We start from the raw sequence: 22,375 nt of genomic DNA, 5'->3' as shown, positions 1-22,375 counted from the left end.
TTTCCCCCAAAACGGCGGCTGCACCTGTCAGTGCACAAGCAGATGCGCCTCATGTTTCCGCAGTGACCGGCGCGCTGCGCTGTAGGCCGCCCGGCCCTTTTGCGACTTCAGTTCCGGGAACAGTTCGAACAATTCGTTGCGCTGCGCGTTGTCCAGCCCGCGCAGGGACTGATCGCCGGGCTGGAAACTCTCGGTCCAGGCGCCGTCGGACAGTACGACCTCATGCTGGTCGAACATGAAGTGGATGTAGGTGACACTGGAAACCTCCACCGCGTCGACGCCCGCCAGACCGGTCAGATGCTTGGCTGCAACCAGCACTTCACGGTCCTCGAAGTAAAGCGCGGTCTTGTCATTTGCGACCAGCACCCGGTGGTTCGGGCTGACCATCATGTCGCGCTCCGGCAGGCCGTTGCCCAGGGCGCCTTGGCGGATCAGAACCGGCTGAAGATGCGCAGCCCCCTTCAGATCGCCGGCCTCCAGCGTGCGGGTGCCGATCCAGCGGATTTCCTGGATGCCGTTGTCACGGGTGATCACCCGGTCGCCGGCCTGCAGGTCCTCAACCTTGCGCTCCCCCAGCGGAGTGGCGATCAGCGTGCCCGGCGTGAAGCAAGGAATGATCTGCTCGATCTCGCCGAAGGTCATCGAGCCGGTCACCTCCCCGTCGCCGTCCAGGAAGTTGACGGTGCCCGACAGGCTGTTTCCATCCGGGTCGACGGTGACACCGCTCAGCTCGAACCGGCCGGAGCCGCGCATATCCAAGGTGTCGAAATCATCGCCGTCGGAGCCGCCATCAACGATGTCGCCGTCATTGCCGCCGATAAAGGTGTCCCGGTCCGCCCCGCCCAGCAGGGTGTCGGCGCCATGGCCGCCGATGATCACATCGTTGCCGGAACCGCCGCGCACTTCGTCATCGTCGATGCCTGCGTCGATGGTGTCATCGCCCGAGCCGCCGCTGATGACATCGTCGTCATCCTGGCCAAAGATCAGATCATTGCCCGAACCGCCAAAGATGGTGTCCCGGCCGTTGGTCGGGTCGGGGTCCGCGGGACGGCCATCGCTGCCGTCATCGGTGATGTTCAGCCCATCCGGGAAAGCCGGGTCCAGGCCGCCGTAGATAGTATCATCTCCGGCGCCGCCAGCCAGCATGTCTGCCCCCTCGCCGCCGATCAGAAGGTCATCGCCGGTGCCGCCGTCGATGGTATCGTCGTCGATGCCCCCGTCGATCACGTCCATGCCGGCCCCGCCGCCGATCAGGTCGGCGTCATCCCCGGTCGAGATGGTATCGTTTCCGGCGCCGCCGAAAACGGTGTCCATGTCATCGAACGGGTCCGGATCCGCCGGAATGAACGGAATGTCCGGGTCGGTGCCGGTATAGCCCGGGAAGCCGCGGTCCGGCAGCGGCACGCCGCTGTCCTTGGAGGTGTCGATCACATCATCGCCGTCGCCGCCGTCCACGGAGTCAGAACCGTCGCCGCCGTCGATTGTGTCGTCGCCGCCGCCGCCCAGAATGGTGTCGTCGCCCTCGCCGCCGGTCAGGCTGTCATCGCCCGGCACGACCGGGTCCCGCGGATCGGAAGAATAATCGTAATGCGCGTTGTCGAGTGTCGTGCCGGAGGATCCCAGGTCAATGATCAGCTTCACGTCATTGAAGTCACGGTCGCCGAGGTTGCGCAGGTCCTCGAACCCCAGCTGCACGGAACCATCCGGGAATTGATGGATCCCCTTAGTGTGGTCCAGCCCGTCCGGGTTGAGGCCCGCATTGCTGCCATAGCCGGAAGAGTAAAAGGTTCCTTGCGGGCTGACGATGCCCACGCCGACCACAGCGCCCTCAGGGGCATGATAGAGGTAGGTCTCGCCAACATCAGCACTGGCCTCCTCGGACAGCATGACGACATTGCTGATCTCGCCGGTTGCCGGGTCGATGGTGTAGGCAAAGACCTTGTTGTCAAAGGCGGAGCTGGTCGAAGAAATAGTGATTTTCACCGGCTCGCCGCTGCCAGAGACGCCATCCCCCAGGATCAGATCATCACCGCTGCCGCCATCCACGGTATCGCTGCCCGAGCCTGCGTAGACGCTGTCATCGCCGCTGCCTGCAACGATGACATCGTCATCCGGGCCCGCCGCCGGGTCGATCGCATCCGCGTTATCCACCATGTCGCCTTCGGGATCGCCGGTGTAGGCACCGTCAATCAGGTCATTGCCTGCTGTGCCTTCCACAATTCCGTCCAGTGCCGGATTCGGATTGTTGTCACTCATTGTCTTTACCCTCTCCTCACCGGCCTGGTCCCAAGCCCCATCGTTTCGGACCAGCCGGGCAGCCGCGCGGAATGCCGTTTTCAAAAACACCAGCCCGTACAGGCAGAGGGACAGACCGCGCAGACGATCTGGTTTGCGTGCTGAAACAGCACACAGCCGACTTGCAGAAGCTTTTCGGATCAGTGGAGTGCGCGCATCGCGGCACGAAGACTTGAATCAAATTTTAGCAGTCCACCACAGTCCAGCAGCTCGCAGAACTTGCCCCCCAATGGGCTGTTTCATGCATACTTAAGGTGCAGAGGGCCACAAAGCCAAAAAATTGCCTAAAATTCCCCGCATTGCGCCGGAACACCCTGAACATACGGTTCACTCTGGGTGGCCGGGCCGCGGACTGTTTCCAATTCCCGGCCCAAATCGCAGTCTGAAAGGGCTGGAATATCCCCCCTCCTCATGAGAAAGCGGTCTTTTATGCAGCTAAGTTTCCAATTTCGAAACATGGAATTTTCAAGGCGGGCCAGCCGCCCTGTGCCGCAATCTTCAGGCTTCCCTGAGCAATTAGCAGCCGCTTTGAAAACAATGCCGGACTTTCGGCCAGATTGTTCCCGCCCTCAGCGCAACGCTGTTCCTGACAGTGCGAATCGAACCGGACCGATGGCACGCGGCGGAAGCAAAACCACAAGGAAATAGTGCCAGGGATTTGAATCAAACACGGCTCAGCCGCAAATGTTCTGCCGCAGAACACCTGCCGGAAACGAATGCCTGAGCGCTCGTATTCAAATACCTTGAAGGGATTATGGCGGAGAGACAGGGATTCGAACCCTGGAGACGGTTTCCCGCCTACACACTTTCCAGGCGTGCGCCTTCGACCACTCGGCCACCTCTCCGTTGAGGGGGCTTTTGAAGGATCAGCCGGGGAAATGCAAGGGCTGAAACTGCAAAAACTTCACTTACCCCCCAATTCTTTTTCAGGCCTCCAAATGCAGGTAGACGCGGCGGTTCAGCTTGCCCTTTTTCTCAACCTTTCCAAGGCGGATGCGGCCGATTTCACCGGTGCGTTTAACATGGGTTCCTCCGCAGGGCTGCAGATCCACCTGCTCGTCTGCAGTGCCGATCCGCACCAGCCGCACCTGGCCCGCCCCGCGCGGCGGTGAGACCGACATGGTCTTGACCAGCTGCGGATTGGCATCCAGTTCGGCGTCAGTGATCCAGTCCTCGGTCACTTCAAGATCGCGATCGATCAGCGCCTGCAGCTGATCCTGAAGCGCCTGTTTGTCTTCCGGTGTCTCCGGCATGTTGAAATCCAGCCGCCCCTTCCCGGCGCTGATCGAACCGCCGGTCACCTCCAGCGGAATCACGACAGACAGGAGGTGCAGCGCTGTGTGGACGCGCATGTGGCCATAGCGGCGGTCCCAGTCGAGCACCTGGGTCACGGCGGCGCCTTCCGGCGGCAGGGCTGAGCCCTCCGCCGGGACCAGAACAACGGCGCCCTCCTCGCCCTTGACCGTCGTGGCGACATCGCACTGCCCTTCGCCCCACAGCAGCTTGCCGCTGTCGCCCGGCTGCCCCCCGCCGGTGGCATAGAACAATGTACGGTCCAGGATGATCCCGCCCTGCTCGGTATGGGCCAGCACCTGTGCCTCCGTCATCCGGGTATAGGCGTCCTTGCGGAACAGCGGCTCACTTATCGGCACCTGAATCTCCATCGGCATCATCGTCAGGATTTTGCTGCACATCTTCCAGGTCCGGCTTGGGCGGGGCCGCCGCGGAGGCGGATGCCGGAATGCCGGCAGGCTGCTCCCCGGAGGAGGCCGCCTTGGTCTGGGCCAGCGCCTCGGGATTGCGGATCCAGATGTCGCGCTGCATGAAGGGGATCTCGATCCCCTCTTCCTGGAACCGCTTCGCGATTTCGTAGTTCATGTCGGATTTCACCGACAGCACCCAGTTGACGTCGCGCAGGATGGCGCGGATCTCGAAATTGAGGGAATCGGCGCCGAATCCCTGGAACACCACCGAGGGCGCGGGGTTCAGCAGCACCATCGGGTGGTCCTTGGCAATCTCGCTCAGGATAGCCTCAACCTTGCGCGGGTCGGTGCCATAGGCGACGCCGACCGGCACGATCGCCCGCCCTACGGTGTTGCCGCGGGTGTAGTTGGTGACAGTGCCTGAAATCAGGTCGGAGTTCGGCACAATCACATCGGTGCGGTCGAAGGTCTCGATCCGGGTGGAGCGCACCGAGATATCGCGCACATAGCCCATCAGCCCGCCGACCTCGATCCAGTCGCCCTTGGAGATCGGGCGTTCGATCAGCAGAATGATGCCGGACACAAAATTCGACACGATGGTCTGCAGGCCGAAACCGATGCCGACCGACAATGCGCCCGCGACGATGGCCAGAGAGGACAGGTCGAGACCCGCCATCGAAATCGCGACCAGCGCCGCCAGGAAAATCCCGACATAGCCCAGTCCCGAGACGATGGCGTTCTGGCCGCCCGGGTCGATGCTAGTCTTGGGCAGAAGCGAATTGCGCAGGCTGCCCTGAATCAGCCGGGTCAGCGCATAGCCTGCGGCAAAGACAACGGCAAAGGTCAGGAAGGCGGTGGGAGAAATCCTGGTTTCGCCGATCTGGAAGCCTTCCAGAAAGCGCGACCACAGCTCGGTCATATCCGCCACGCGCGCGCCCCAGATCAGCGCCAGGAGCGGCAGGGCCATCGCCGCCAGCAGGAAGCCGATCAGGACCGCAAACAGCGAATCACGGGCGGCCGAGCCCTTGCCCGACAGCCAGCCGTACACATCGCCGAGGAAGCGCTGCACCACCAGAAGCGCGGCCAGCAGGGCCAGGGTGGATACCGCCGGGTAGATCAGAGCCTCCGCCGCGTTGACATAGCCAAGCGCGGCGAGCAGCGGCGAGATGAACCCCAAAAGATAGGTGGCGCGCCGGACCAGGGTCAGAATGCGGTTGGCACCTGCAGCAATGGCCCCGTCGTCCTCGGTATCCGCGGGCTGCCTCTGCCGCCGTTTGGCACCGATCCGGTGCAGCCGCAGCAGCACCAGCGCCGCCGCGGTGATCAGCGGGAAACTGGCAACCGAATGGACCGGCGCAGGAATGGTTTCGATGTTTTCCAGCTTCACCAGCGCGTCCTGCAGCACCAGGATCACCGCCAGGATGTCGACCATCAGCCGGGTTTCATTCAGCCGCCCTTCCTGCACCGGCACCAGATCGTTTTCGATCCGGCCGGAAAAGAGCTGGTTGCCCAGCCAGTGGAAGGACAGCATGACCAGCGCCCAGCCGGGCACATTGTCGAGCAGAAGAGAGCCGCGGAAGCCGGCGATGCCGGACAAGTCCACTGCCGCAACAAGGCAGATAATGCCGATGAAGGGCAGGATGACTTCGAGAAGGGATACGACGAAGCCCCAAATGCCGCGGCCGCTGCTGCCGAACTGCCGCAGGTAATCACCCGCCGCATGGGCCCAGGGCCGTCCCCGCAGCAGCAGCAGAGCGGCGATTGCCAAGAGCAGCAGCAGCGCCGGCAAGCTGTTCTGCACACGCTCGGCAGTGGTGGCACTCCCGATCCGGTAGGCGGTTTCATTCCAGATAGACCCGGCGGAGCGGCCCAGGGTGCGCAGCGCACCGGCCCAGTTTTCCGGGTTCAAAGGCGAGGGGCCGCGCTCCAGAAGTTCGCGGGTCCGGCGCTCGCGGATGATCTTGTCGATTTCGGCGATCAGGCCGTTGGCGCGGCTGTAAGCCTCCTCCGAGACGATGCGCGGCACCTTCAGTTCGCGAAGCTGCTGCTCCAGCGAGGCGCGCAGCTCGGCAATATCCTCCGGCTCGCTGCTGCCTTCCTCCGGCGCTTTGCCAAGAGCGCCGATCTGGCCTTCCAGGGTCTTGATCCGGTCGCCGTTTTCGGTCCGCGCCTGCATGAACCGCTGGCGGTAGCTGGTCAGCTCCTTGCGCAGGGTTTCCAGTGCGGCGCTGGACGCGCGCCTGGCATCAATCACATCTTCCGCGCGGCTCGCGGTCTTGAGCCAGTCCTGATAATAGGCGCGGGACTCAGCGTTCAGCTGGGCCAGCGCAGGCATCACGAGGCCGGTCACAAGGACCAGCCCCAGCAGCACGTTCCGCACAGCGGTTATGAAAGGTGTCATACGTCCTCAAAAACACCTGGGATCGACGCGGGCGTGTGGGTCATCCACTCCGGCACCGGCAGGTTCTTTTCACGCAGGAAGTCCGGGTTGAACAGCTTGGACTGGTAACGGGTGCCGTAGTCGCACAGCACGGTCACGATTGTGTTGCCCGGCCCCATGTCCTTGGCCATGCGCACGGCCCCTGCGATGTTGATGGCAGTGGAACCGCCCAGGACAAGGCCTTCGTCGTGCAGCAGGTCGAAGACGTAGGGCACAGCCTCTGCGTCGGAAATCTGATAGCTGTAATCCGGAGAGAACCCCTCGAGGTTCTTGGTGATGCGGCCCTGGCCGATGCCCTCGGTGATCGAGCTGCCCTCGGACGCCAATTCGCCGGTGGTGTAATAGGAATACAGGGCCGCGCCCATCGGGTCGGCCAGCGCAATTTTAACGCCCTTGGGCTGCAGAGCCTCGGCAACGCCTGCAAGGGTGCCGCCGGAGCCAACGGCGCTGACGAAACCGTCGACTTTACCGCCGGTCTGTTCCCAGATTTCCGGGCCTGTGGTTTCCACATGGGCCTGGCGGTTCGCAACGTTGTCGAACTGATTGGCCCAGACGGCCCCATTGGGTTCGGTCTTGGCCAGTTTCTCTGCCAGGCGCTGGGAATAGCGCACGTAGTTGTTGGGATTCTTGTAGGGCGCCGCTGGCACCTGGACCAGCTGGGCGCCCGCAAGGCGCAGCATGTCCTTCTTTTCCTCGGACTGGGTTTCCGGGATCACAATCACCGTCTTGAAGCCCATCGAGGCGCCGACCAGCGCCAGGCCGATACCGGTGTTGCCGGCGGTGCCTTCGACAATTGTGCCGCCCGGCTTCAGCTCGCCGCGGGCAATGGCATCGCGGATGATATAGAGCGCTGCGCGGTCCTTGACCGACTGGCCCGGGTTCATGAACTCCGCCTTGCCCAGGATCTCGCAGCCGGTCTCTTCGCTGACGCGGTTCAGGCGGATAAGAGGTGTGTGGCCGACGGCATCAGCCAGATCGCGTGCAATGCGCATGGTATCCCTTTCGATCATTCCCCCAAGGTGTATCCAAGCGGTCCGGCGACCACAAGGCGGGAAGCGGGTCAGGAATGCCCGGCGCGCAGCCGCTCACGGTGCCGTGACAGCCACAGGGCTGCAGTCACCAGCGGCATATCCTGATAGGTCTGCGCGTCAATGCCTTCCATTAGCGCGTCATAACTGATGATCCGGCTGCGGATGTCTTCGCCCTCGCCCGCCAGGCCGCCGCCGCCGCTAACATCAGAAAGATCGGCAATGCCAATGAAAATATGAACAAATTCCGTCAGGGAGCCACTGGAAGGATAGACTTGCGCCACCGGCTCGAGCCGCTGCACGGAAATGCCAGCCTCTTCCTGAGCCTCGCGCACGGCGGCCTGCTCGGGCGTTTCGCCCGGATCCACCAAACCTGCCACCGGCTCCCACATCCAGGGGCGGCTGTCGCCGGAAATATAGACAGGTGCGCGGAATTGCTCCACCAGCAGCACCTGGTCCCGCTTGGGGTCATAGGGCAGCACGACGGATGCAAGCGCCGCCATCGCAGCACTGCGGTGCACCACCGGGCTCATGGACCCGTCATAGCGGCGGAACTGCAGCTCCATTTCTTCCATTGCGAAGAAATTCAGGTAGGCGCGGGTGTGGCTGTGAACAATCACGTCCTTGGTCAGATCATGTTCAGGGTCAGCGGGCCGTGCCTGCCCCGCCAGCCAGCTGGCGGCCCTGCGGCGGATCGCAGGAAAGGATTCTGCGATCTCCTCCGCCGATTTGCGGCCGTAATAAGCCATGACTTCCTCAGCAGCGCGCAGGGAAAGCGCGCCCCATTCAGCCGCCCAGACCTCCAGATCCCAAGGATCGGCCGTTTGCCACATGCCCGGTTCCGGAAAGTACACCTCAGCCTCGGCATAGCTGCCATCCGCGAGCCGAACGGCGACAGGCTTCAGCTCATAGCCGAAACCGCCTTCGTAAAAGTTCAGCGCATCCAGGTCGGCCGCCGACAGATCCTGCACAAAAACGCCGTCTGCCGTGGCGCCCTGGCGTTCCTCGATTGCCGGAAAGGGCTGTCCGACCACCTGGTAGACACCGTGGCCGGGCAGTTGGGCAGAGCGGGCCTTCAGCGCGTCACCGCTCCGGCCCAGCACCAGTTCGAGCAAAGGGATATGGCGCAGCGTGCCAAAGAAGAAGAGATCAGCCACGGAAGGTAACCTGTTATTAATATGTGATTTCAGCGCCAGCGGCGTGAGGCGTTTTCGGTCGCGAGGCCGGCCAGGACGCCGCCGATCACCAGCGGCACCAAAACCGACGGCACTGCGATAACAAAGAAATATTCCAGCGCAATGACAAAAATCTGCGACAGCGCTTCAAACGGGCCGTCATAGCGGTGCCGCATGGCCAGACGGAACATTTCCCAAGCGCCCTGGACGAACAGCGCCCACAGCACCATCACCGCCATACCGGTAAGGCCGTTATTGATCGCTGGCACCAGTCCGCCGCCTGCCCGCCGCCCCATGAAGATCCAGCCGCACAGCAGCCCCAGCACCACATTGACATGCACGAAATATCCGAAGTCGGTGCCTTCCGGCATCTGCGGCATGACCAGAAAGGACGCGAGAAACGCCACCAAAGCCAGGGATAAAGCGGCGGTCAGGCGGGCTCCGGTGGGCATAAGCGGTCTGGTTCCGTGGCACAGTTCAATCAGCGATGAGCAACTGTAATCTGCGTCACGTCGCAATTTCCAGTCTTAAAGGCGGCGGCGCAGGAAGTGAGGTAAAAGTTCCACATCTTATGGAAACGCTCATCGAATCCGAGGCCGGCGATCTGCTCCCAGCGGGCGTTGAAGGTTTCGTGCCAGCGTTTGAGCGTTTGTTCGTAGCTGCCGCCGAATTCGATCGACCTCACCACCCCCAGACCCGCTTTCTCCACCTGGTCACGCAGTACAGCCGGTGATGGCAGCATACCGCCCGGGAAGATGTGCTTCTGGATGAAATCGATGCCCTTGCGGTAAATCTCCCAGCGCCGGTCGGCGACGGTGATGATCTGCAGCGTCGCCTTGCCGCCAGGTTTCAGCCGGTCGTGGATGGCACCGAAGTAGGCGGGCCAGTATTTCTCGCCCACCGCCTCGAACATCTCGATGGAGGCAATGCCGTCGAACTGGCCTCGGCAGTCGCGGTAGTCCTGCAGGCGCAGCTCCACCTGGTCCGAGAGGCCTGCGTTTTCAATGCGCTGGCGGGCAAACCTTAACTGCTCCTTACTGATCGTCAGGCCGGTCACCTTCAGCCCGCGCTCCTTGGCGGCGTATTCGGCAAAGCCGCCCCAGCCGCAGCCGACCTCCAGCACATGATCGCCGGGCTGCACCCCCATCTGGTCGACCAAGGAGGCGTATTTTGCGGTCTGCGCCGCCTCCAGACTGTCCTGGCCGCTGCGGAACAGGGCGCTGGAGTAGGTCATCGTGTCGTCCAGCCACAGCCGGTAGAACTCATTTCCAAGGTCGTAGTGGTAAGAGATGTTTTTCTTGGCCTGGCGCCGGTGGTTGCGGTGCAGCCAGAAGCGGAAGCGTTCATACGCCCGCGCCAGCCCCTGCCCCGGAAAACCGTCATAGACGGTGTTGGCCCCCATATGCACCAGATCCATGAAGGCCTGGAGGTCGCTGGTGCTCCACCAGCCTTCCAGATAGGCATCGGAGAAGCCCAGGTCGCCTTCCCGGATCAGCCGGGAAAAACAATCCGGGTGGTGGATGATCAGGTCAGCAGCCGGCCCCGGGTTGCGCCCCTTGGCCGTGAATACGCGCCCGTCCGGCAGTTGGATATCCAGCTGCCCGACTTCCATGGCTTTCACTTTGGCAAACACTGCCGGAAAGTAGCGCGGCAGGTTTTTCTGGCCGTCAACGGACGTGAGCTTCATTCGCTTCCCCCTGTGCGAGATACGGACGTGCTACAGGGAAAAAGCTAGGCCGGAGGGGGCTTTCTGGCAAGAAAACTGTGCGTTAGCCGTTTTCACGGCTTTCGTGATAGGCCGCAAGGGCGCGGTCCCGGCCGGCCTGCAGGCTTATGACCGGATTCGCCCGCGGCATGTCCGGGGCGAGGTTCCAGGACCGCGGAGCAGCATCGAAGAAATCAAGCGCGGACCGGGGCGGCTGCCCCTGGCCTTCGGCAATCCAGCGGCGGGTATAAACCCCTGACGGGTCAAATTTGTCCAGTTGCCCGCTGGGATTGAAAACACGGAAAAACGGGGCGGCGTCGGGACCGGAGCCCGCCACCCATTGCCATCCCATAGCGTTGGCGGCAGGGTCCCAGTCGACCAGCGTGTCCGCGAACCAGTCCATCCCGCACTTCCAGTGAATCATCAAATGCTTGGTGAGGAAACTTGCCACGATCATCCGGGCCCGGTTGTGCATCTTTCCAGTCACGTAAAGCTCCCGCATGGCAGCATCGACAAAGCCGTAACCGGTCTGCCCGCGCTGCCAGGCCTGGAATTGCGGGGTGTCTTCATGCGACCAAGGGAAATCCCGCCATTCCTGGCGCCAGCTTTCGGTCAGGATATGCGGCGAGTGGTACACCAGGTGGTAGGCAAACTCGCGCCAGACCACCTCCTTGAGGAAGGTTTCTGCGCCACTTCCGCCCTGCTCCATTGCAGCGCGGCCCAGGTGCCACAGGCGGTGCGGGCTGATCTCCCCCCAGGCGAGGTTTTCCGAGAGGCCGGACGTTGCGTCCTCGCCCGGAAAGTCGCGGCATTCCTTGTAGGCGGAAACCTTGTCTTCCAGGAACTCATCCAGCCGGTCCTGCGCCGCAGCTTCGCCCACGCGGCAATAGCGGGCCACAACATCCGCGCCCCGGCGCATGGCAGCGCCCATCTTCCAATCACTGATTTCTTCGCTTGCAGGCCATGTGTCCGGCGCAGGAATTTCCGAGGGGGCGGGCCGCAGGCTGTCGACATCGCGCACCCGCACGGATTTCCAGAACGGCGTGAACACCTTGTACATGCCGCCGGTTTTGGTCTCGACGGACCAGGGCTCGAACAGCAGCCGCCCGCCGTGGGACCGGGCGGCGGCCCCCTGCGCCTTCAGCTGCTGCTTGACTTCCGTGTCGCGGGCAATGGCCTGCGGGTCATACAGGCGGGACCAATGGACAGCCCCTGCCCCGGTTTCACTGATCAGTTCCCGAAGCACCTCAAGCGCGCCGCCGCGGCGCAGGATCAGGCGGGAGCCGGCCTTCTCCAGAACTCCGGAAAAATGCTCCAGTCCCAAGCCAAGCCTGAACTTGGGCGCGGCACCCAGCGCCTCATCCTGCGCATCAAGGATATAGACCGGAATCACCGGCGCGCCGGTGTTCACCGCAGCCGTCAGCGCCGGGTTGTCTGCCAGGCGGAGGTCCCGCCTGATCCACCAGATTACCGGGCTGCGGCTGCTCATGTCGTGCTCCTTGTCCTGTTCGCGTTACAGCACCCTGTCCAGCGCCTCGATCAGCTTCGCGACCTCGTCTTCGGACGTGTAGTGGGTGAAGCTGATACGCAGCACGCCTTCGGCTGGATCAATGCCCATCGCCTCCAGCGCACGGACGGCATAAAAATCGCCGCCGCCGGCCATGATGCCAAATTCTGCCAACTGCGCGGCCGCCGGTTCCGCGGCGCGGTTCAGGGCCAGGGCCACCGTCGGCGCGCGGGTATCGGCTTGCGACGGCCCCAGCAGGCGCACGCCGTTGCGGTCCTTCACCGCGTCCAGCAGCGGCTGCAGCAGTTTCACCTCATGCGCGCGCATCAGGTCATGGACAAAGGCACCGGTTTCCGCAGCGGTGCCTGAATGGCGGTGATGGGATGCCAGCGCCTCGAAGTAATCCGCCATGCCGGCCGACGCCGCCACCTGGGCGTGATCCGGGCCTGCCGGGGTGAACCGCTTGTAGAGGCTATCTGCGTTGAAATAATGCGCCTGGTTCGGCAGCAGCTCGCCCAGCGCCCGGCGGATCACCATGACGCCCTGATGCGGCCCGTAGGTCTTGTAGGAGGAGAACAGGTAGATGTCGGCCCCCAGCTCATCCACGTTGGGCAGCCCGTGCGGCGCGTAGGAGACACCGTCAACACAGACATAGGCGCCCGCGGCATGGGCCATTGCGGTGATCTCCGCCACCGGGTTGATCTCTCCCACCACATTGGAGCAGTGCGGGAAGCAGACCAGGCGGACGTTTTCGTCCAGCAGGTTTTCCAGCTGTGCGGTGTCAAGATGGCCGGTTTGCGGGTCAATCTGCCATTCGCGGATCTCGATCCCCTCCTCCGCCAGCCGCCGCCAGGGGCCGCTGTTGGCCTCGTGGTCCTGATTGGTGACGATGATCGCCTCCCCCGGTTTCATCAGCTTGCGGAACGCCTGCGCCAGCACAAAGGTGTTCTGCGTGGTCGAGGGGCCGAAGCTCAGCTCATCCGCGGCAACCCCCATCAGCGCGGCCAGACGCGCGCGGGCCTTGTCCATCTCCTCGCCGCCGAGGCGGGAGGCTTCGTAGGGGGCATAGGGCTGCACCTTGCGCTGGGTATAGAAACGGGTCAGCCGGTCGATCACCTGGCGGCAGGTGTAGGACCCGCCCGCGTTCTCAAAAAACGCCTGCCCGTCAAGGCTGGGTTCGGCAAAGGCCGGGAACTGGGCCCGGACGAAATCGATATCCAATGCAGTCATTACAGATCTCTCCTCAATCGCTGCGGTCCGATGGGAAGGCCGGCGCATGCCAGGGATCTCCCCGAACATGGCAGGTCTTCCAGCCGAGCCGCGCTCCCGCACAAGGGTTGAGGGATCGCAGGCAGCCCTGCAAGGCAGAAAAAGCCGAGCAGAACGCTAAGGTCGTAGCGTACCGGCAGCGGTCCGGTCAAGCGCCAAGGCTGATGCCGGAAACTGTCATGAGGGCATGGCACTCTGACGGCATCACAACACGGAGGATTAGACATGGCGTTTACACCAAAGGATTTTCTGGTCTGGGGCGAAGTTCCCGTCAGCGACCTGGACGCGGCGGTCCGGTTTTACAGCACGGTGACTGGCGCCAGCCTGAGCATCGACAACAGCGGCCCGAACCCCATCGCGATGTTCAAACCCGCAGATGAGGCCAACGGTATTGCCCTGCACCTCTACCCGGGCAGGCCCGCTGGCGACGGCCGCGGACCGACCCTGCATCTGACCGCCGAGGGGGAACTGGAAGATGTAATGGCACGGGTCACTGACGCTGGCGGCAAGGTGGTGTCCGAAACCATCTCCATCCCGCCCGGGCGGTTCTTCTTTGCCACCGACCCCGATGGCAATTCGCTTGGGTTCTTCAAGTACAACGCCTGACGCAAAAAGGCCCCGGGGACATCCTGGGGCCTTCCTGCTTCAGGTTCTGCGGCGTGCTCAGTCGCGGCGCCGCTCCCGCGCCAGTCCGATGAATACCGACACGCACATCAGCACCAGAACGATCGCAAAGGGGAAGCCGGTGGCGATGGCGGCCGCCTGCAATGCCCCGAGACCGCCGCCGAGCAGCAGCACGATGGCGATGGCGCCCTCCAGGATGCACCAGAACACGCGCTGCGCGGTCGGCGCGTCGGTCTTGCCGCCGGCGGTGATGGTGTCGATCACCAGCGAGCCGGAGTCCGACGAGGTGACGAAGAACACGACCACCAGGATGATGCCGACAAAGGACAGGATACCGGTCAGCGGGAAGGTCTCGAACAGCTTGAACATCTTCAGCTCGAGCGCGGCCTCCTGCAGCGCCTGGCCGGTCTCGCCCGCCACCAGATCCAGCGCTGCACCGCCAAAGACGCTCATCCACAGGGCGCCAACCACAGTCGGGATCAGCAGCACGCAGGTCACGAACTCGCGCACGGTCCGCCCGCGGGAGATACGGGCGATGAACATGCCGACAAACGGCGACCAGGAAATCCACCAGGCCCAATAGAAGGTGGTCCAGCCCTGCAGGAAGTTGGTGTCGTCACGCCCCACCCAGTTGGATAGCTCCGGCAGGAACACGGCGTAGTCAACGAGATTGGTGAAGAATCCGGACAGGATGGCAATGGTGGGGCCGACAATCAACACCAGCAGCAGCAGCAGCGCAGCCAGGATCATGTTGGCCTCGGAGAGCCGCTTCACGCCCTTTTCCAGGCCCGCAACAACCGAGACCAGCGCAAACAGAGTAATGGCAACAATCAGGAACACTTTCATGCTGTCAGTGACAGGCACGCCGAACAGGTAGTTCAGGCCGGCCAGCGCCTGGCTGGCGCCCAGCCCCAGCGAGGTTGCCAGGCCGAAGATGGTGGCAAACACTGCCAGCACATCGACGATATGGCCCAGCACGCCCCAGGTCGCATTGCCGAACAGCGGGAAGAACACCGAGCGCATGGTCAGCGGCAGGCCGCGGTTGAAGGAGAAGAAGGCCAGCGCCAGAGCGACGATTGCATAGACCGCCCAGGGATGCAGCCCCCAGTGGAAGATAGTCGCAGCCATGGCCAGCCTCTGCGCTTCGGCCGCATCGCCGCCAGCTGCACCCAGCGGCGCCCAATCGGTGCGCATACCGTCTTCGCCGGCGGCCGTGCCGCCCAGCGAGGCACCGAAATGCGAGATCGGCTCAGCCACGCCCCAGAACACCAGGCCGATCCCCATGCCGGCCGCAAACAGCATCGCAAACCAGCCGGCATAGGAATAGTCCGGCCGCGCATCGTCGCCGCCCAGACGGATCGAGCCATAGGGCGTCACCACCAGGAACAGTGCGAACAGCACGAAGATGTTGGTTGAAATCATGAAGACCCAGTCGAAGTTGCTGGTCAGCGCCGGACGCAGCCAGCCAAAGAACTCGGCTGCCTGTTCCTTGAACACCAGGGCAAAGAAGACAAAGGCAACAATGGTCAGGGCTGAAATTGCAAAAACAGGGTTGTGCACATCCAGGCCCATGACCTGGATATTGTCCTGGCCGACCTCGTAGTCCGCCTCGGGTTCGTTGGTTTCTGTAGTCATGACGTGTCTCCCCGAATAGTCAGTGGGCTTGTCATCCGCAGGATCGCCGGCCGGGGGGCCAGCAATATGGACTCCTCATCGGCCGAAACCGACATTGCCACATATTTGTGACAGGAGCGCCAAGGGTGAGCGGCGCAGATATCAACCGGAACGCCGCATTGCAAACAAGTCTCCTGGTGCCCCGGCGAATGCAGCGCCCGCGCGGTGCGAGGGGGCTCAAAACAGGAAAAGGGCCGGAAGTTCCGGCCCTTTCCAGTTTTGGCAATTTCGGCCCCGGTCAGGCGTTCACATCCACCACGACCCGTCCTTTGACCTGGCCCTTCAGGATATCCGCCCCCAGCGCGGGCAGATCGCTGAGAGCCGCGGGCCGGATCATCGCTTCTAGCTTGTCCATGGGCAGGTCGCTGGCGATGCGCTGCCAGGCGCGGACGCGGTTTTGATAAGGCTGCATGACCGAATCGATCCCCAGAAGGTTCACACCGCGCAGCAGGAACGGGATGACTGTCGCAGGCAGGCCTGCGCCGCCAGCAAGGCCCACGGCCGCAACCGAGGCGCCGTATTTCATCTGCCCCAGCACGCGCGCCAGCATGGCGCCGCCAACAGCATCGACACAGCCTGCCCAGGTTTCGCTTTCCAGCGGGCGCTTGGTGGTTTCGTTGATTTCCTCCCGCGCCACGATCTGAGTGGCTCCAAGGGATTTCAGATAGTCCGCAGTTTCCGGGCGGCCGGTGACCCCCGCCACCTCATACCCCAGGTTTGCCAGGATCGCGGTGGCCACAGATCCGACGCCGCCCGCAGCCCCGGTGACCAGTACCGGGCCATGGCCGGGTTCCAGCCCATGATCCTCCAGTGCCATAACCGCCAGCATGGCGGTAAAGCCTGCAGTGCCAACCGCCATTGCCTGACGGCTGTCCAGCCCGTCGGGCAGCGGCACCAGCCAGTCGGCGCGCACGTTGGCCTTCTGGCTGTAGCCGCCCCAGTGGGCCTCCCCAACACGCCAGCCGGTCAGCACCACCTTGTCGCCCGGCTTATAGCGGCCATCGGAGGATGTCTCGACGGTGCCGGCAAAATCGATCCCCGGCACATGCGGGTATTTCCGCACCAATCCGCCGCCCGGCCCGATGCAAAGCCCGTCCTTGTAGTTCACCGTGGAATACTCCACCGCCACGGTCACCTCGCCCTCGGGCAGCTGATCCAGACCGATCTGCTCCACCGCGGCGGAGGTCTTGCCGCTGTCTTCATCCTTGTTCACAACCAGTGCATTGAACATCGTGCCATCCTTTCCTGTACCGCGGACCAGATCCCGTGCCGGCCTGGCCCGAAATTCCTTGGGGGAGCCAGGGCTCCCCCGCACATCACTTCAGCGCCAGAACCGCTCCTGCACCGTCGCGGGGCGCATGCCCGCCGGAGTTTCAACTCCCAGCACGGTGCCCGGCGCCCAGTGGGACCGGCCGACCATCCCGATCGCCGCATTCACCCCGAACTCCGGTGAGAAGATGGCCGACCCGATCTCCCCCACCCGGAGGCCATCGGCATACAGCGGCCAGGCGTCCAGGCAGGGCGGGATTTCTCCATCGATAACCAGCGGACGGATCTGGCGGGCGGGGCCGTTTGCGGCCTGTTCCGCCAGAGCTGCCTTGCCGATGTAGTCCTCGGGCGAATTGCAGAACTTGCCCAGCCCGCATTCATATGGCGTGTTTTCGCGGGTCATGTCATTGCCATAGCTGAGCAGCCCGCTCTCGATCCGCTCAATCGCGTTCGGGCAGCCTGCCCGCACGTTCAGGTCTCCGCCTGCCGTGAAAAGCGCGTCCCACAGGGGCATGCCCAGGTCCGCTCCCTCGACATAAACCTCGAAACCGCCCTGCTTGGACCAGCCGGAACGGGCCACCACGAACTCCACGCCCTGAAAGGCCAGCCGCTTGTAGCGGAAGAAACGGATGTCACGCACCGCCTCGCCAAAGACGCGGGCCATCAGCTCGTCCGCCTTGGGCCCCTGCACAGCCAGCGGCGAGACGTCGGGCTCCACGATCTCCACATCAAACCCTTTGGCGATGGCAATGCCCAGCGCGAACTGCAGCAGGTCGCCGTCGGCCAGCGACAGCCAGTAGTGGTCCGCTGCCAGTTTCACGGCCACCGGGTCGTTCAGCATCCCCCCGTTCTGGTCGACCGTCGGCACGTAGTAGCACTGGTCGTCCGCCATCTTGTCCATGTCGCGCGGGCTGATCAGTTTCATCAGCCGCAGCGCGTCCGGCCCCTTGATGCTCACCTGGCGCTCGCAGGCCACATCCCAGACCTGCACGTGCTCTTTCAGGTGGGCGCAGTCGTACTCCAGGCTGTCGAACACCGTGGCCAGCAGCATGTGGTTATAAACCGTGTACCCCTTGACACCCGCGGCCTCGACACCGGGGGAAAAGGGGGTGCGCCGGATGCGGCGGGAAGGAAAGATGCTTGCCATGCTCAAGTCTCCATTTGAGCGTTTCAATGAATTGGCTGCACGCGGCAAAACCAATGCCGCAAAAGCCTGCGTACAGAGGATCCAGGCATTGCCCTCTCCCGACTCAAGTCTTAGATTCTAAATGTCAGACTTTTAAATGTCAGACAAATGATTTTTTGCCGGGGCCGCGCCCGGCGCAGCCAACTGACAGGACCAATGGCATGAAAATCGATCCCAATAGTTCCGCTGATCTGTCGGTTCAGATAGCCCAGGCAATCAAGGATGCCATCATCTCGGGCGAATTGATCGTGGATGAGCGGCTGCCGTCCGAGGCAGAACTGTCGGATCATTTCCAGGTGTCCCGCCCGACTGTCCGCGAGGCGCTGAAACGGCTGGCGGCGCAATCCCTGATCCGCACGCAGCGCGGCGCCTCCGGCGGGGCCTTCGTGAACCGGCTGAGCTTCGAGGATGCCTATGCGCAGCAGGTCACCACCTCGACCCTTCTGCTCAGCATGAATGAAGTGAGCTTTGATACCGCCTGCGAGGCGCGCTATGCGCTGGAGCGCGCTTGCGCGCCGCTGTCGGCGGAGCGGCGCAGTGCCGATCATCTGGCAACAATGCGTGCAGAGATCTTCCGCCAGGGGCAGCCGGGGCTGACCGATGTGGCTTTCTGCGCCTCCGATGTCGCCTTTCACCGGGCGCTGGTGGACGGTGCCCGCAACCCGGTGCTGTCCTATCAGCTGGCCGGGGCAGTCGAAGCAATGCAGCCGCTGATGAACATGATCACCTTCACGGCACGCGACCGTGCGGTGATCACTGGCCTTCATACCCGGATTGCCGATGCCATCGAAGCGGGAGATGGCGGTGCTGCCGCTGCTGGGCTGCAGGATCTGGAATGCGAAACCCGCAAGCTGGCCTCTGACGTCTTTGCCGCGCGGGCGCAGAGGTAACGGATCAACACATTGCCAACCATGTGCCGGGCCATTTGTGTCATGATCAAACCCGGCTTCGCCCTTTCATCCGGCATCTGGCTGCGCGATATCTCCGCCTGCAACGCGGTGCAGAACGGCCAGGTGCCGCGCCGCAAGATCCGCGATATCGAGCGCTATGCCGGGATCGAGGCCTTTCTGGCTAAGGTCCGCGCCGCGGCTTTCAGGTGGTGACGAATCGCGGGCAGGTTGTCGTGTTCTGCAACAGCACCCCGATCCGCAAACTGGTGTGACACCGCGGTTTTCCAGCGCGGAAAACGGCCAGAAAATCCTGCGAGGATTTCTGGCGGCGCCGCTTGCGGAAAAGTGCCGGTTTTCCTCGCAGGATTCCGGTTGCCCCCTTTGCAACTGCTCAGAAGCGCATTATATAACTGCTGTTCCCTTGTGGAACTATGGACATAAACGCGCTCGTAATAAGCGGATCGGACCCGGGGGCGGTACCCGGCGGCTCCACCAACATCCTTCGTTTGGGGATCATGGGGCCGAAACAGGATCGACGGACGTCTAAAGGGGTTTGCTTTGTCTCGGCGGGGTGCCACCGTACCGGCCCAAACAGTACAATTGCAAACGACAATCGTGCTCCGGTTGCTCTGGCTGCGTAAGCAGTTCGAGGAATCGAAATCTAAGTCCTTGCGCCTAGCCGCGTAAGGCGGGGTCCGCAGGTACCTGGCAACAGAAACCTGCACTTTACCTTTCCCGGAATAATATGCTTGCTTGACGGCCTACCGGATACTGCCGCGTCTTCAGCCGGACAACAGCGCCCGAAGAGTAAAAGAATGGCAAGACCTACCAAAACACAACAAATTTCCCCGCGCCGGGCGCCCCCGGCGGGCGGCACGGCACAGCCTGCGGCGGATGAATGCCCGAAAATGGCTATCCTGTTTGACCCGGACAACAGCGCAGAAATGCCCCTGACTCGTCTCCTTCATTTTTGGTTCGAAGAGGTCTGGTGCAAGGGCAATCTGGATGCGGTCGCCGAGGTGATGACATCAAAGACGCTGATTTCCGGAGCCGTCTCGGCCTTGGCCGAACCGGAATGCGACTATGGCGAGGTGGTCGCCGCCCTGCGCAATCTGTTAGGCCCCATTAAAGTGACCTTCAGCCATGCAATGGAAACCCGGGACTGGGTATCGGTCCGGCTGCTGGTTGATACCAGTGATCCCAAAGACGGGAACAGCTTTCAGATGACCGGGCAATTGATGGCACGCGTCGAAGACGGAAAGATCGCCGAGATGCATTCCAACATGGACTATTTCAAGATGTTCGAGCAGCTTGGCCAGCTGCCGCATGAGGCAATGGCCATATGTATGACCGGGGAACGGCTGCGCTAGCCTCCGCCTGCAAATGCTTGACAAATGGGGACAAACGCGCTTGTAAGAGCTTATGGGGAGCACCGCGAACGCCCCGTGAGGCGACAGCCCAAGGTTCGCATGTTAACCTTCGCTTGCGAGGAGACATGCTCATGCCTGCCCCGAATGAAATCACCCCTGCCCAGCTCCTGCGCCTGATCGGCACACCGAATGCGCCGGTTCTGGCGGACATTCGCACAGATGCCGACTTTGACGCTGATCCCTTTCTGATCCCGGGCTCCTTCCGGCACCCGCATACCGGAATTGAAAGCCTCAAGGCGCGCCTCCAAGGGCGGCCGTGCGTCGTGATCTGTCAGAAGGGCCTCAAACTGTCACAGGGCGTTGCGGCCTGGTTGCGCAGCGACGGGATCCAGGCCGAATTCCTGCAAGGCGGCATGCAGGGCTGGCGCTGCCTGAAAGGCGCGCCGCGCCTTCCTGCAGGCGCCCTTCCCGCACCTGCCGGCGGCGGCACTCTGTGGGTGACCCGGCACCGGCCGAAGATCGACCGTATCGCCTGCCCCTGGCTGATCCGCCGCTTCGCGGACCCGGCAGCGCGCTTTTTATTTGTCGCTCCTGCGGAGGTCGCTGGTGTTGCGGAGCGCTTTGGCGCAACCCCCTTTGATGTGGAGAACGTGTTCTGGTCGCATCAAGGCGAATTCTGCACGTTTGATACCATGCTGGATGCATTCGGGCTGCGCACGCCCGCGCTTGACACCCTGTCCCGGGTTGTGAGAGCCGCCGACACCAACCGGCACGATCTGGCACCTGAGGCGGCGGGTCTTCTGGCGATCTCCGTCGGCCTCTCTCGCCAGCACAAGGATGACCATCAGCAGCTAGAGGCAGGCATGGCACTATACGACGCGCTGTACCGCTGGGCCCGGGACGGTCGCGGCGAAGGCCACGACTGGCCCGCGGACCGAAGATCATGATCCCGCCCCCCTGGGCGGACATGATCCGCGTATTCGGGCGCATCGGGATCCTCAGCTTCGGCGGTCCCGCAGCGCAGATAGCAGTGATGCACAAGGAACTGGTGGAGGACCGGCCCTGGCTGAGCGAGGAAAGCTTTCTGCGCGGGCTGTCCTTTTGCATGCTGCTGCCGGGCCCTGAAGCCATGCAGCTGGCGACCTACACCGGCTGGCGTATGCGCGGCACCGCCGGCGGGCTGCTGGCCGGGCTTCTGTTCGTGCTGCCGGGGGCCGCAGTGATCGCGGTGCTGGTCTGGCTTTATGCGCAATTCGGCACCCTGCCCGCGGTCCAGTCCGCCTTTCTGGGCGTGAAGGCAGCCGTGGTCGTCATCATTCTGCAAGCCCTGCGGCGGCTCGCGGGGAAAGCCTTGAAGAAACCGCTGGATTGGGTCCTGGCAGGCCTGGGGTTTGCTGCGCTGTTCCTGCTGAACCTGCCGTTCCCGCTTGTGGTGCTGGCTGCGGCCTGCATCGGACTGCTGCAGAGGGATGCCGCCGGGGCTGCACCGCCACACACCCTGCCTGCGCGCGACGGCAGCACCCTGCGAACCATTGCAGTTTGGGGAGGGCTGTGGCTGCTGCCGCTGATCGCACTGAGCCTGGCCGGGGCGTCGTTCCTGTCCGATATCGGCTGGTTCTTTTCCAAGCTGGCGGTCGTCACCTTCGGCGGCGCTTACGCGGTGCTGGCCTATATCAGCCAAACAGTGGTCACCCAGTTCAGCTGGATCAGCGCCGGGCAGATGATCGACGCCCTCGGCCTGGCCGAAACCACCCCCGGCCCGCTGATCCTGGTCACCCAGTTTGTCGCCATGCTGTCGGGTTTGCAGGAGGGCGGTTTCGGACTGTTTCTGGCCGCCGGCGCCGTGGCCCTTTGGGCCACCTTCATGCCCTGTTTCCTGTGGATTTTTGCCGCGGCGCCCTATGTGGAGCGCATCGCGTCACACCCAAGGCTGGGCATGGCGCTGAAGGCAGTGACCGCCACCGTTGCCGGCGTGATACTGAACCTGTCGGCATGGTTTTTGATGCATGTTGCCTTTGCGGAAACCGGCACCTTTGAGACTGGCATACTGCAGGTTCCTTTTCCGGTCTGGAGCAGCATGATCACTCCGGCCGCGCTGCTGGTTCTGCTTGCCCCGCTGGCCGCCTGGGCAGTACGCGGCAATATGCTGCTGCTGCTTGCGGTGATGGCAGCCGCAGGCTTGCTGATTGCCGAATTCCCTTTTGCAATCAGCTGACTGAGACGCCTTGGGCACCGCCCCC

18 protein-coding genes, 1 tRNA gene and 1 other RNA gene are annotated in these 22,375 nt (G+C 63.0%); 7 read left to right on the top strand and 13 right to left on the bottom strand.

Going from position 1 to position 22,375, the window contains the following annotated elements; genetic code table 11:
* Positions 1 to 27 precede the first annotated feature (27 nt).
* From KUV26_RS01705 to KUV26_RS01660, 10 genes are all read right to left on the bottom strand, one after another.
* Positions 28 to 2,256: a Hint domain-containing protein gene (locus KUV26_RS01705; protein ID WP_222507113.1), complete on the bottom strand. Its 2,229-nt coding sequence runs from the start codon at positions 2,254 to 2,256 to the stop codon at positions 28 to 30.
* 794 nt (positions 2,257 to 3,050) lie between these two features.
* Positions 3,051 to 3,140, bottom strand: a tRNA-Ser gene (locus KUV26_RS01700).
* Positions 3,141 to 3,221: 81 nt separating this feature from the next.
* Positions 3,222 to 3,941, bottom strand: coding sequence for an alanyl-tRNA editing protein (locus KUV26_RS01695; RefSeq protein WP_222507504.1), 720 nt, complete (start codon positions 3,939 to 3,941; stop codon positions 3,222 to 3,224).
* Positions 3,934 to 6,399, bottom strand: a complete 2,466-nt coding sequence (locus tag KUV26_RS01690; RefSeq protein ID WP_222507112.1) for a DUF3772 domain-containing protein — start codon at positions 6,397 to 6,399, stop codon at positions 3,934 to 3,936. The genes KUV26_RS01695 and KUV26_RS01690 overlap by 8 nt, the downstream gene beginning before the upstream one ends.
* A complete protein-coding gene (locus KUV26_RS01685; protein ID WP_222507503.1) occupies positions 6,396 to 7,430 on the bottom strand; it encodes a cysteine synthase A in 1,035 nt (344 codons plus the stop codon). Before KUV26_RS01685 ends, KUV26_RS01690 begins: the two co-directional genes overlap by 4 nt.
* A gap of 68 nt (positions 7,431 to 7,498) precedes the next feature.
* The gene (locus tag KUV26_RS01680; RefSeq protein WP_222507111.1) at positions 7,499 to 8,623 is read right to left on the bottom strand and encodes an NUDIX domain-containing protein; all 1,125 of its coding nucleotides are present in this window, start codon (positions 8,621 to 8,623) and stop codon (positions 7,499 to 7,501) included.
* A gap of 29 nt (positions 8,624 to 8,652) precedes the next feature.
* Positions 8,653 to 9,093: a TrgA family protein gene (locus tag KUV26_RS01675; RefSeq protein WP_222502398.1), complete on the bottom strand. Its 441-nt coding sequence runs from the start codon at positions 9,091 to 9,093 to the stop codon at positions 8,653 to 8,655.
* Positions 9,094 to 9,122: 29 nt separating this feature from the next.
* On the bottom strand, positions 9,123 to 10,328 hold the full coding sequence (locus KUV26_RS01670) for an SAM-dependent methyltransferase (protein ID WP_222507110.1): 1,206 nt from the start codon (positions 10,326 to 10,328) through the stop codon (positions 9,123 to 9,125).
* A gap of 82 nt (positions 10,329 to 10,410) precedes the next feature.
* Complete coding sequence (locus tag KUV26_RS01665) at positions 10,411 to 11,835, bottom strand: cryptochrome/photolyase family protein (protein ID WP_222507109.1); 1,425 nt, start codon at positions 11,833 to 11,835, stop codon at positions 10,411 to 10,413.
* Positions 11,836 to 11,859: 24 nt separating this feature from the next.
* Entirely contained in the window at positions 11,860 to 13,083 is a 1,224-nt protein-coding gene (locus KUV26_RS01660; RefSeq protein ID WP_222507108.1) for an aminotransferase class V-fold PLP-dependent enzyme, read from the bottom strand.
* Positions 13,084 to 13,347: 264 nt separating this feature from the next.
* Here KUV26_RS01660 and KUV26_RS01655 point away from each other — a divergent pair, with 264 nt between their 5' ends.
* Positions 13,348 to 13,728 (top strand): VOC family protein, encoded by a 381-nt coding sequence (locus KUV26_RS01655; RefSeq protein WP_222507107.1) that lies wholly within the window; start codon positions 13,348 to 13,350, stop codon positions 13,726 to 13,728.
* Between the two features lie 57 nt (positions 13,729 to 13,785).
* Here the strand turns inward: KUV26_RS01655 and KUV26_RS01650 are convergent, their stop codons facing one another.
* From KUV26_RS01650 to KUV26_RS01640, 3 genes are all read right to left on the bottom strand, one after another.
* Positions 13,786 to 15,381, bottom strand: a complete 1,596-nt coding sequence (locus KUV26_RS01650; protein ID WP_222507106.1) for a BCCT family transporter — start codon at positions 15,379 to 15,381, stop codon at positions 13,786 to 13,788.
* A gap of 277 nt (positions 15,382 to 15,658) precedes the next feature.
* Positions 15,659 to 16,651, bottom strand: coding sequence for an acryloyl-CoA reductase (gene acuI, locus KUV26_RS01645; protein WP_222507105.1), 993 nt, complete (start codon positions 16,649 to 16,651; stop codon positions 15,659 to 15,661).
* Positions 16,652 to 16,741: 90 nt separating this feature from the next.
* Entirely contained in the window at positions 16,742 to 17,836 is a 1,095-nt protein-coding gene (locus KUV26_RS01640; RefSeq protein ID WP_222507104.1) for a dimethylsulfoniopropionate demethylase, read from the bottom strand.
* 200 nt (positions 17,837 to 18,036) lie between these two features.
* Between KUV26_RS01640 and KUV26_RS01635 the strand changes: the two genes are divergently transcribed.
* The 6 genes from KUV26_RS01635 to chrA all read left to right on the top strand — a co-directional run bounded on the left by KUV26_RS01635 (position 18,037) and on the right by chrA (position 22,350).
* Positions 18,037 to 18,765, top strand: coding sequence for a FadR/GntR family transcriptional regulator (locus KUV26_RS01635; RefSeq protein WP_222502390.1), 729 nt, complete (start codon positions 18,037 to 18,039; stop codon positions 18,763 to 18,765).
* A 42-nt stretch (positions 18,766 to 18,807) separates the two neighbouring features.
* Entirely contained in the window at positions 18,808 to 18,978 is a 171-nt protein-coding gene (locus tag KUV26_RS01630; protein ID WP_261399700.1) for a hypothetical protein, read from the top strand.
* A gap of 163 nt (positions 18,979 to 19,141) precedes the next feature.
* Positions 19,142 to 19,491: a transfer-messenger RNA gene (gene ssrA, locus KUV26_RS01625) on the top strand.
* 218 nt (positions 19,492 to 19,709) lie between these two features.
* Positions 19,710 to 20,135, top strand: coding sequence for a nuclear transport factor 2 family protein (locus tag KUV26_RS01620; RefSeq protein WP_261399699.1), 426 nt, complete (start codon positions 19,710 to 19,712; stop codon positions 20,133 to 20,135).
* Positions 20,136 to 20,266: 131 nt separating this feature from the next.
* A complete protein-coding gene (locus tag KUV26_RS01615; protein ID WP_222507103.1) occupies positions 20,267 to 21,082 on the top strand; it encodes a chromate resistance protein ChrB domain-containing protein in 816 nt (271 codons plus the stop codon).
* On the top strand, positions 21,079 to 22,350 hold the full coding sequence (gene chrA, locus KUV26_RS01610; RefSeq protein WP_222507102.1) for a chromate efflux transporter: 1,272 nt from the start codon (positions 21,079 to 21,081) through the stop codon (positions 22,348 to 22,350). Before KUV26_RS01615 ends, chrA begins: the two co-directional genes overlap by 4 nt.
* Positions 22,351 to 22,375 lie beyond the last annotated feature (25 nt).

Source organism: Leisingera daeponensis, from assembly GCF_019801465.1.
GTDB lineage: Bacteria > Pseudomonadota > Alphaproteobacteria > Rhodobacterales > Rhodobacteraceae > Leisingera > Leisingera daeponensis_A.
This window is presented reverse-complemented; position numbering and strand designations above follow the sequence as displayed.

Bases quoted from the DNA above. Each gene is read 5' to 3' on its own strand.
- KUV26_RS01705 (WP_222507113.1), bottom strand. From the start codon at position 2,256: ATGAGTGACAACAATCCGAATCCGGCACTGGACGGAATTGTGGAAGGC.
- KUV26_RS01690 (WP_222507112.1), bottom strand. From the start codon at position 6,399: ATGACACCTTTCATAACCGCTGTGCGGAACGTGCTGCTGGGGCTGGTC.
- KUV26_RS01685 (WP_222507503.1), bottom strand. From the start codon at position 7,430: ATGCGCATTGCACGCGATCTGGCTGATGCCGTCGGCCACACACCTCTT.
- KUV26_RS01675 (WP_222502398.1), bottom strand. From the start codon at position 9,093: ATGCCCACCGGAGCCCGCCTGACCGCCGCTTTATCCCTGGCTTTGGTG.
- KUV26_RS01670 (WP_222507110.1), bottom strand. From the start codon at position 10,328: ATGAAGCTCACGTCCGTTGACGGCCAGAAAAACCTGCCGCGCTACTTT.
- KUV26_RS01665 (WP_222507109.1), bottom strand. From the start codon at position 11,835: ATGAGCAGCCGCAGCCCGGTAATCTGGTGGATCAGGCGGGACCTCCGC.
- KUV26_RS01660 (WP_222507108.1), bottom strand. From the start codon at position 13,083: ATGACTGCATTGGATATCGATTTCGTCCGGGCCCAGTTCCCGGCCTTT.
- KUV26_RS01655 (WP_222507107.1), top strand. From the start codon at position 13,348: ATGGCGTTTACACCAAAGGATTTTCTGGTCTGGGGCGAAGTTCCCGTC.
- KUV26_RS01650 (WP_222507106.1), bottom strand. From the start codon at position 15,381: ATGACTACAGAAACCAACGAACCCGAGGCGGACTACGAGGTCGGCCAG.
- acuI (WP_222507105.1), bottom strand. From the start codon at position 16,651: ATGTTCAATGCACTGGTTGTGAACAAGGATGAAGACAGCGGCAAGACC.
- KUV26_RS01640 (WP_222507104.1), bottom strand. From the start codon at position 17,836: ATGGCAAGCATCTTTCCTTCCCGCCGCATCCGGCGCACCCCCTTTTCC.
- KUV26_RS01635 (WP_222502390.1), top strand. From the start codon at position 18,037: ATGAAAATCGATCCCAATAGTTCCGCTGATCTGTCGGTTCAGATAGCC.
- KUV26_RS01630 (WP_261399700.1), top strand. From the start codon at position 18,808: ATGATCAAACCCGGCTTCGCCCTTTCATCCGGCATCTGGCTGCGCGAT.
- KUV26_RS01620 (WP_261399699.1), top strand. From the start codon at position 19,710: ATGCCCCTGACTCGTCTCCTTCATTTTTGGTTCGAAGAGGTCTGGTGC.
- KUV26_RS01615 (WP_222507103.1), top strand. From the start codon at position 20,267: ATGCCTGCCCCGAATGAAATCACCCCTGCCCAGCTCCTGCGCCTGATC.
- chrA (WP_222507102.1), top strand. From the start codon at position 21,079: ATGATCCCGCCCCCCTGGGCGGACATGATCCGCGTATTCGGGCGCATC.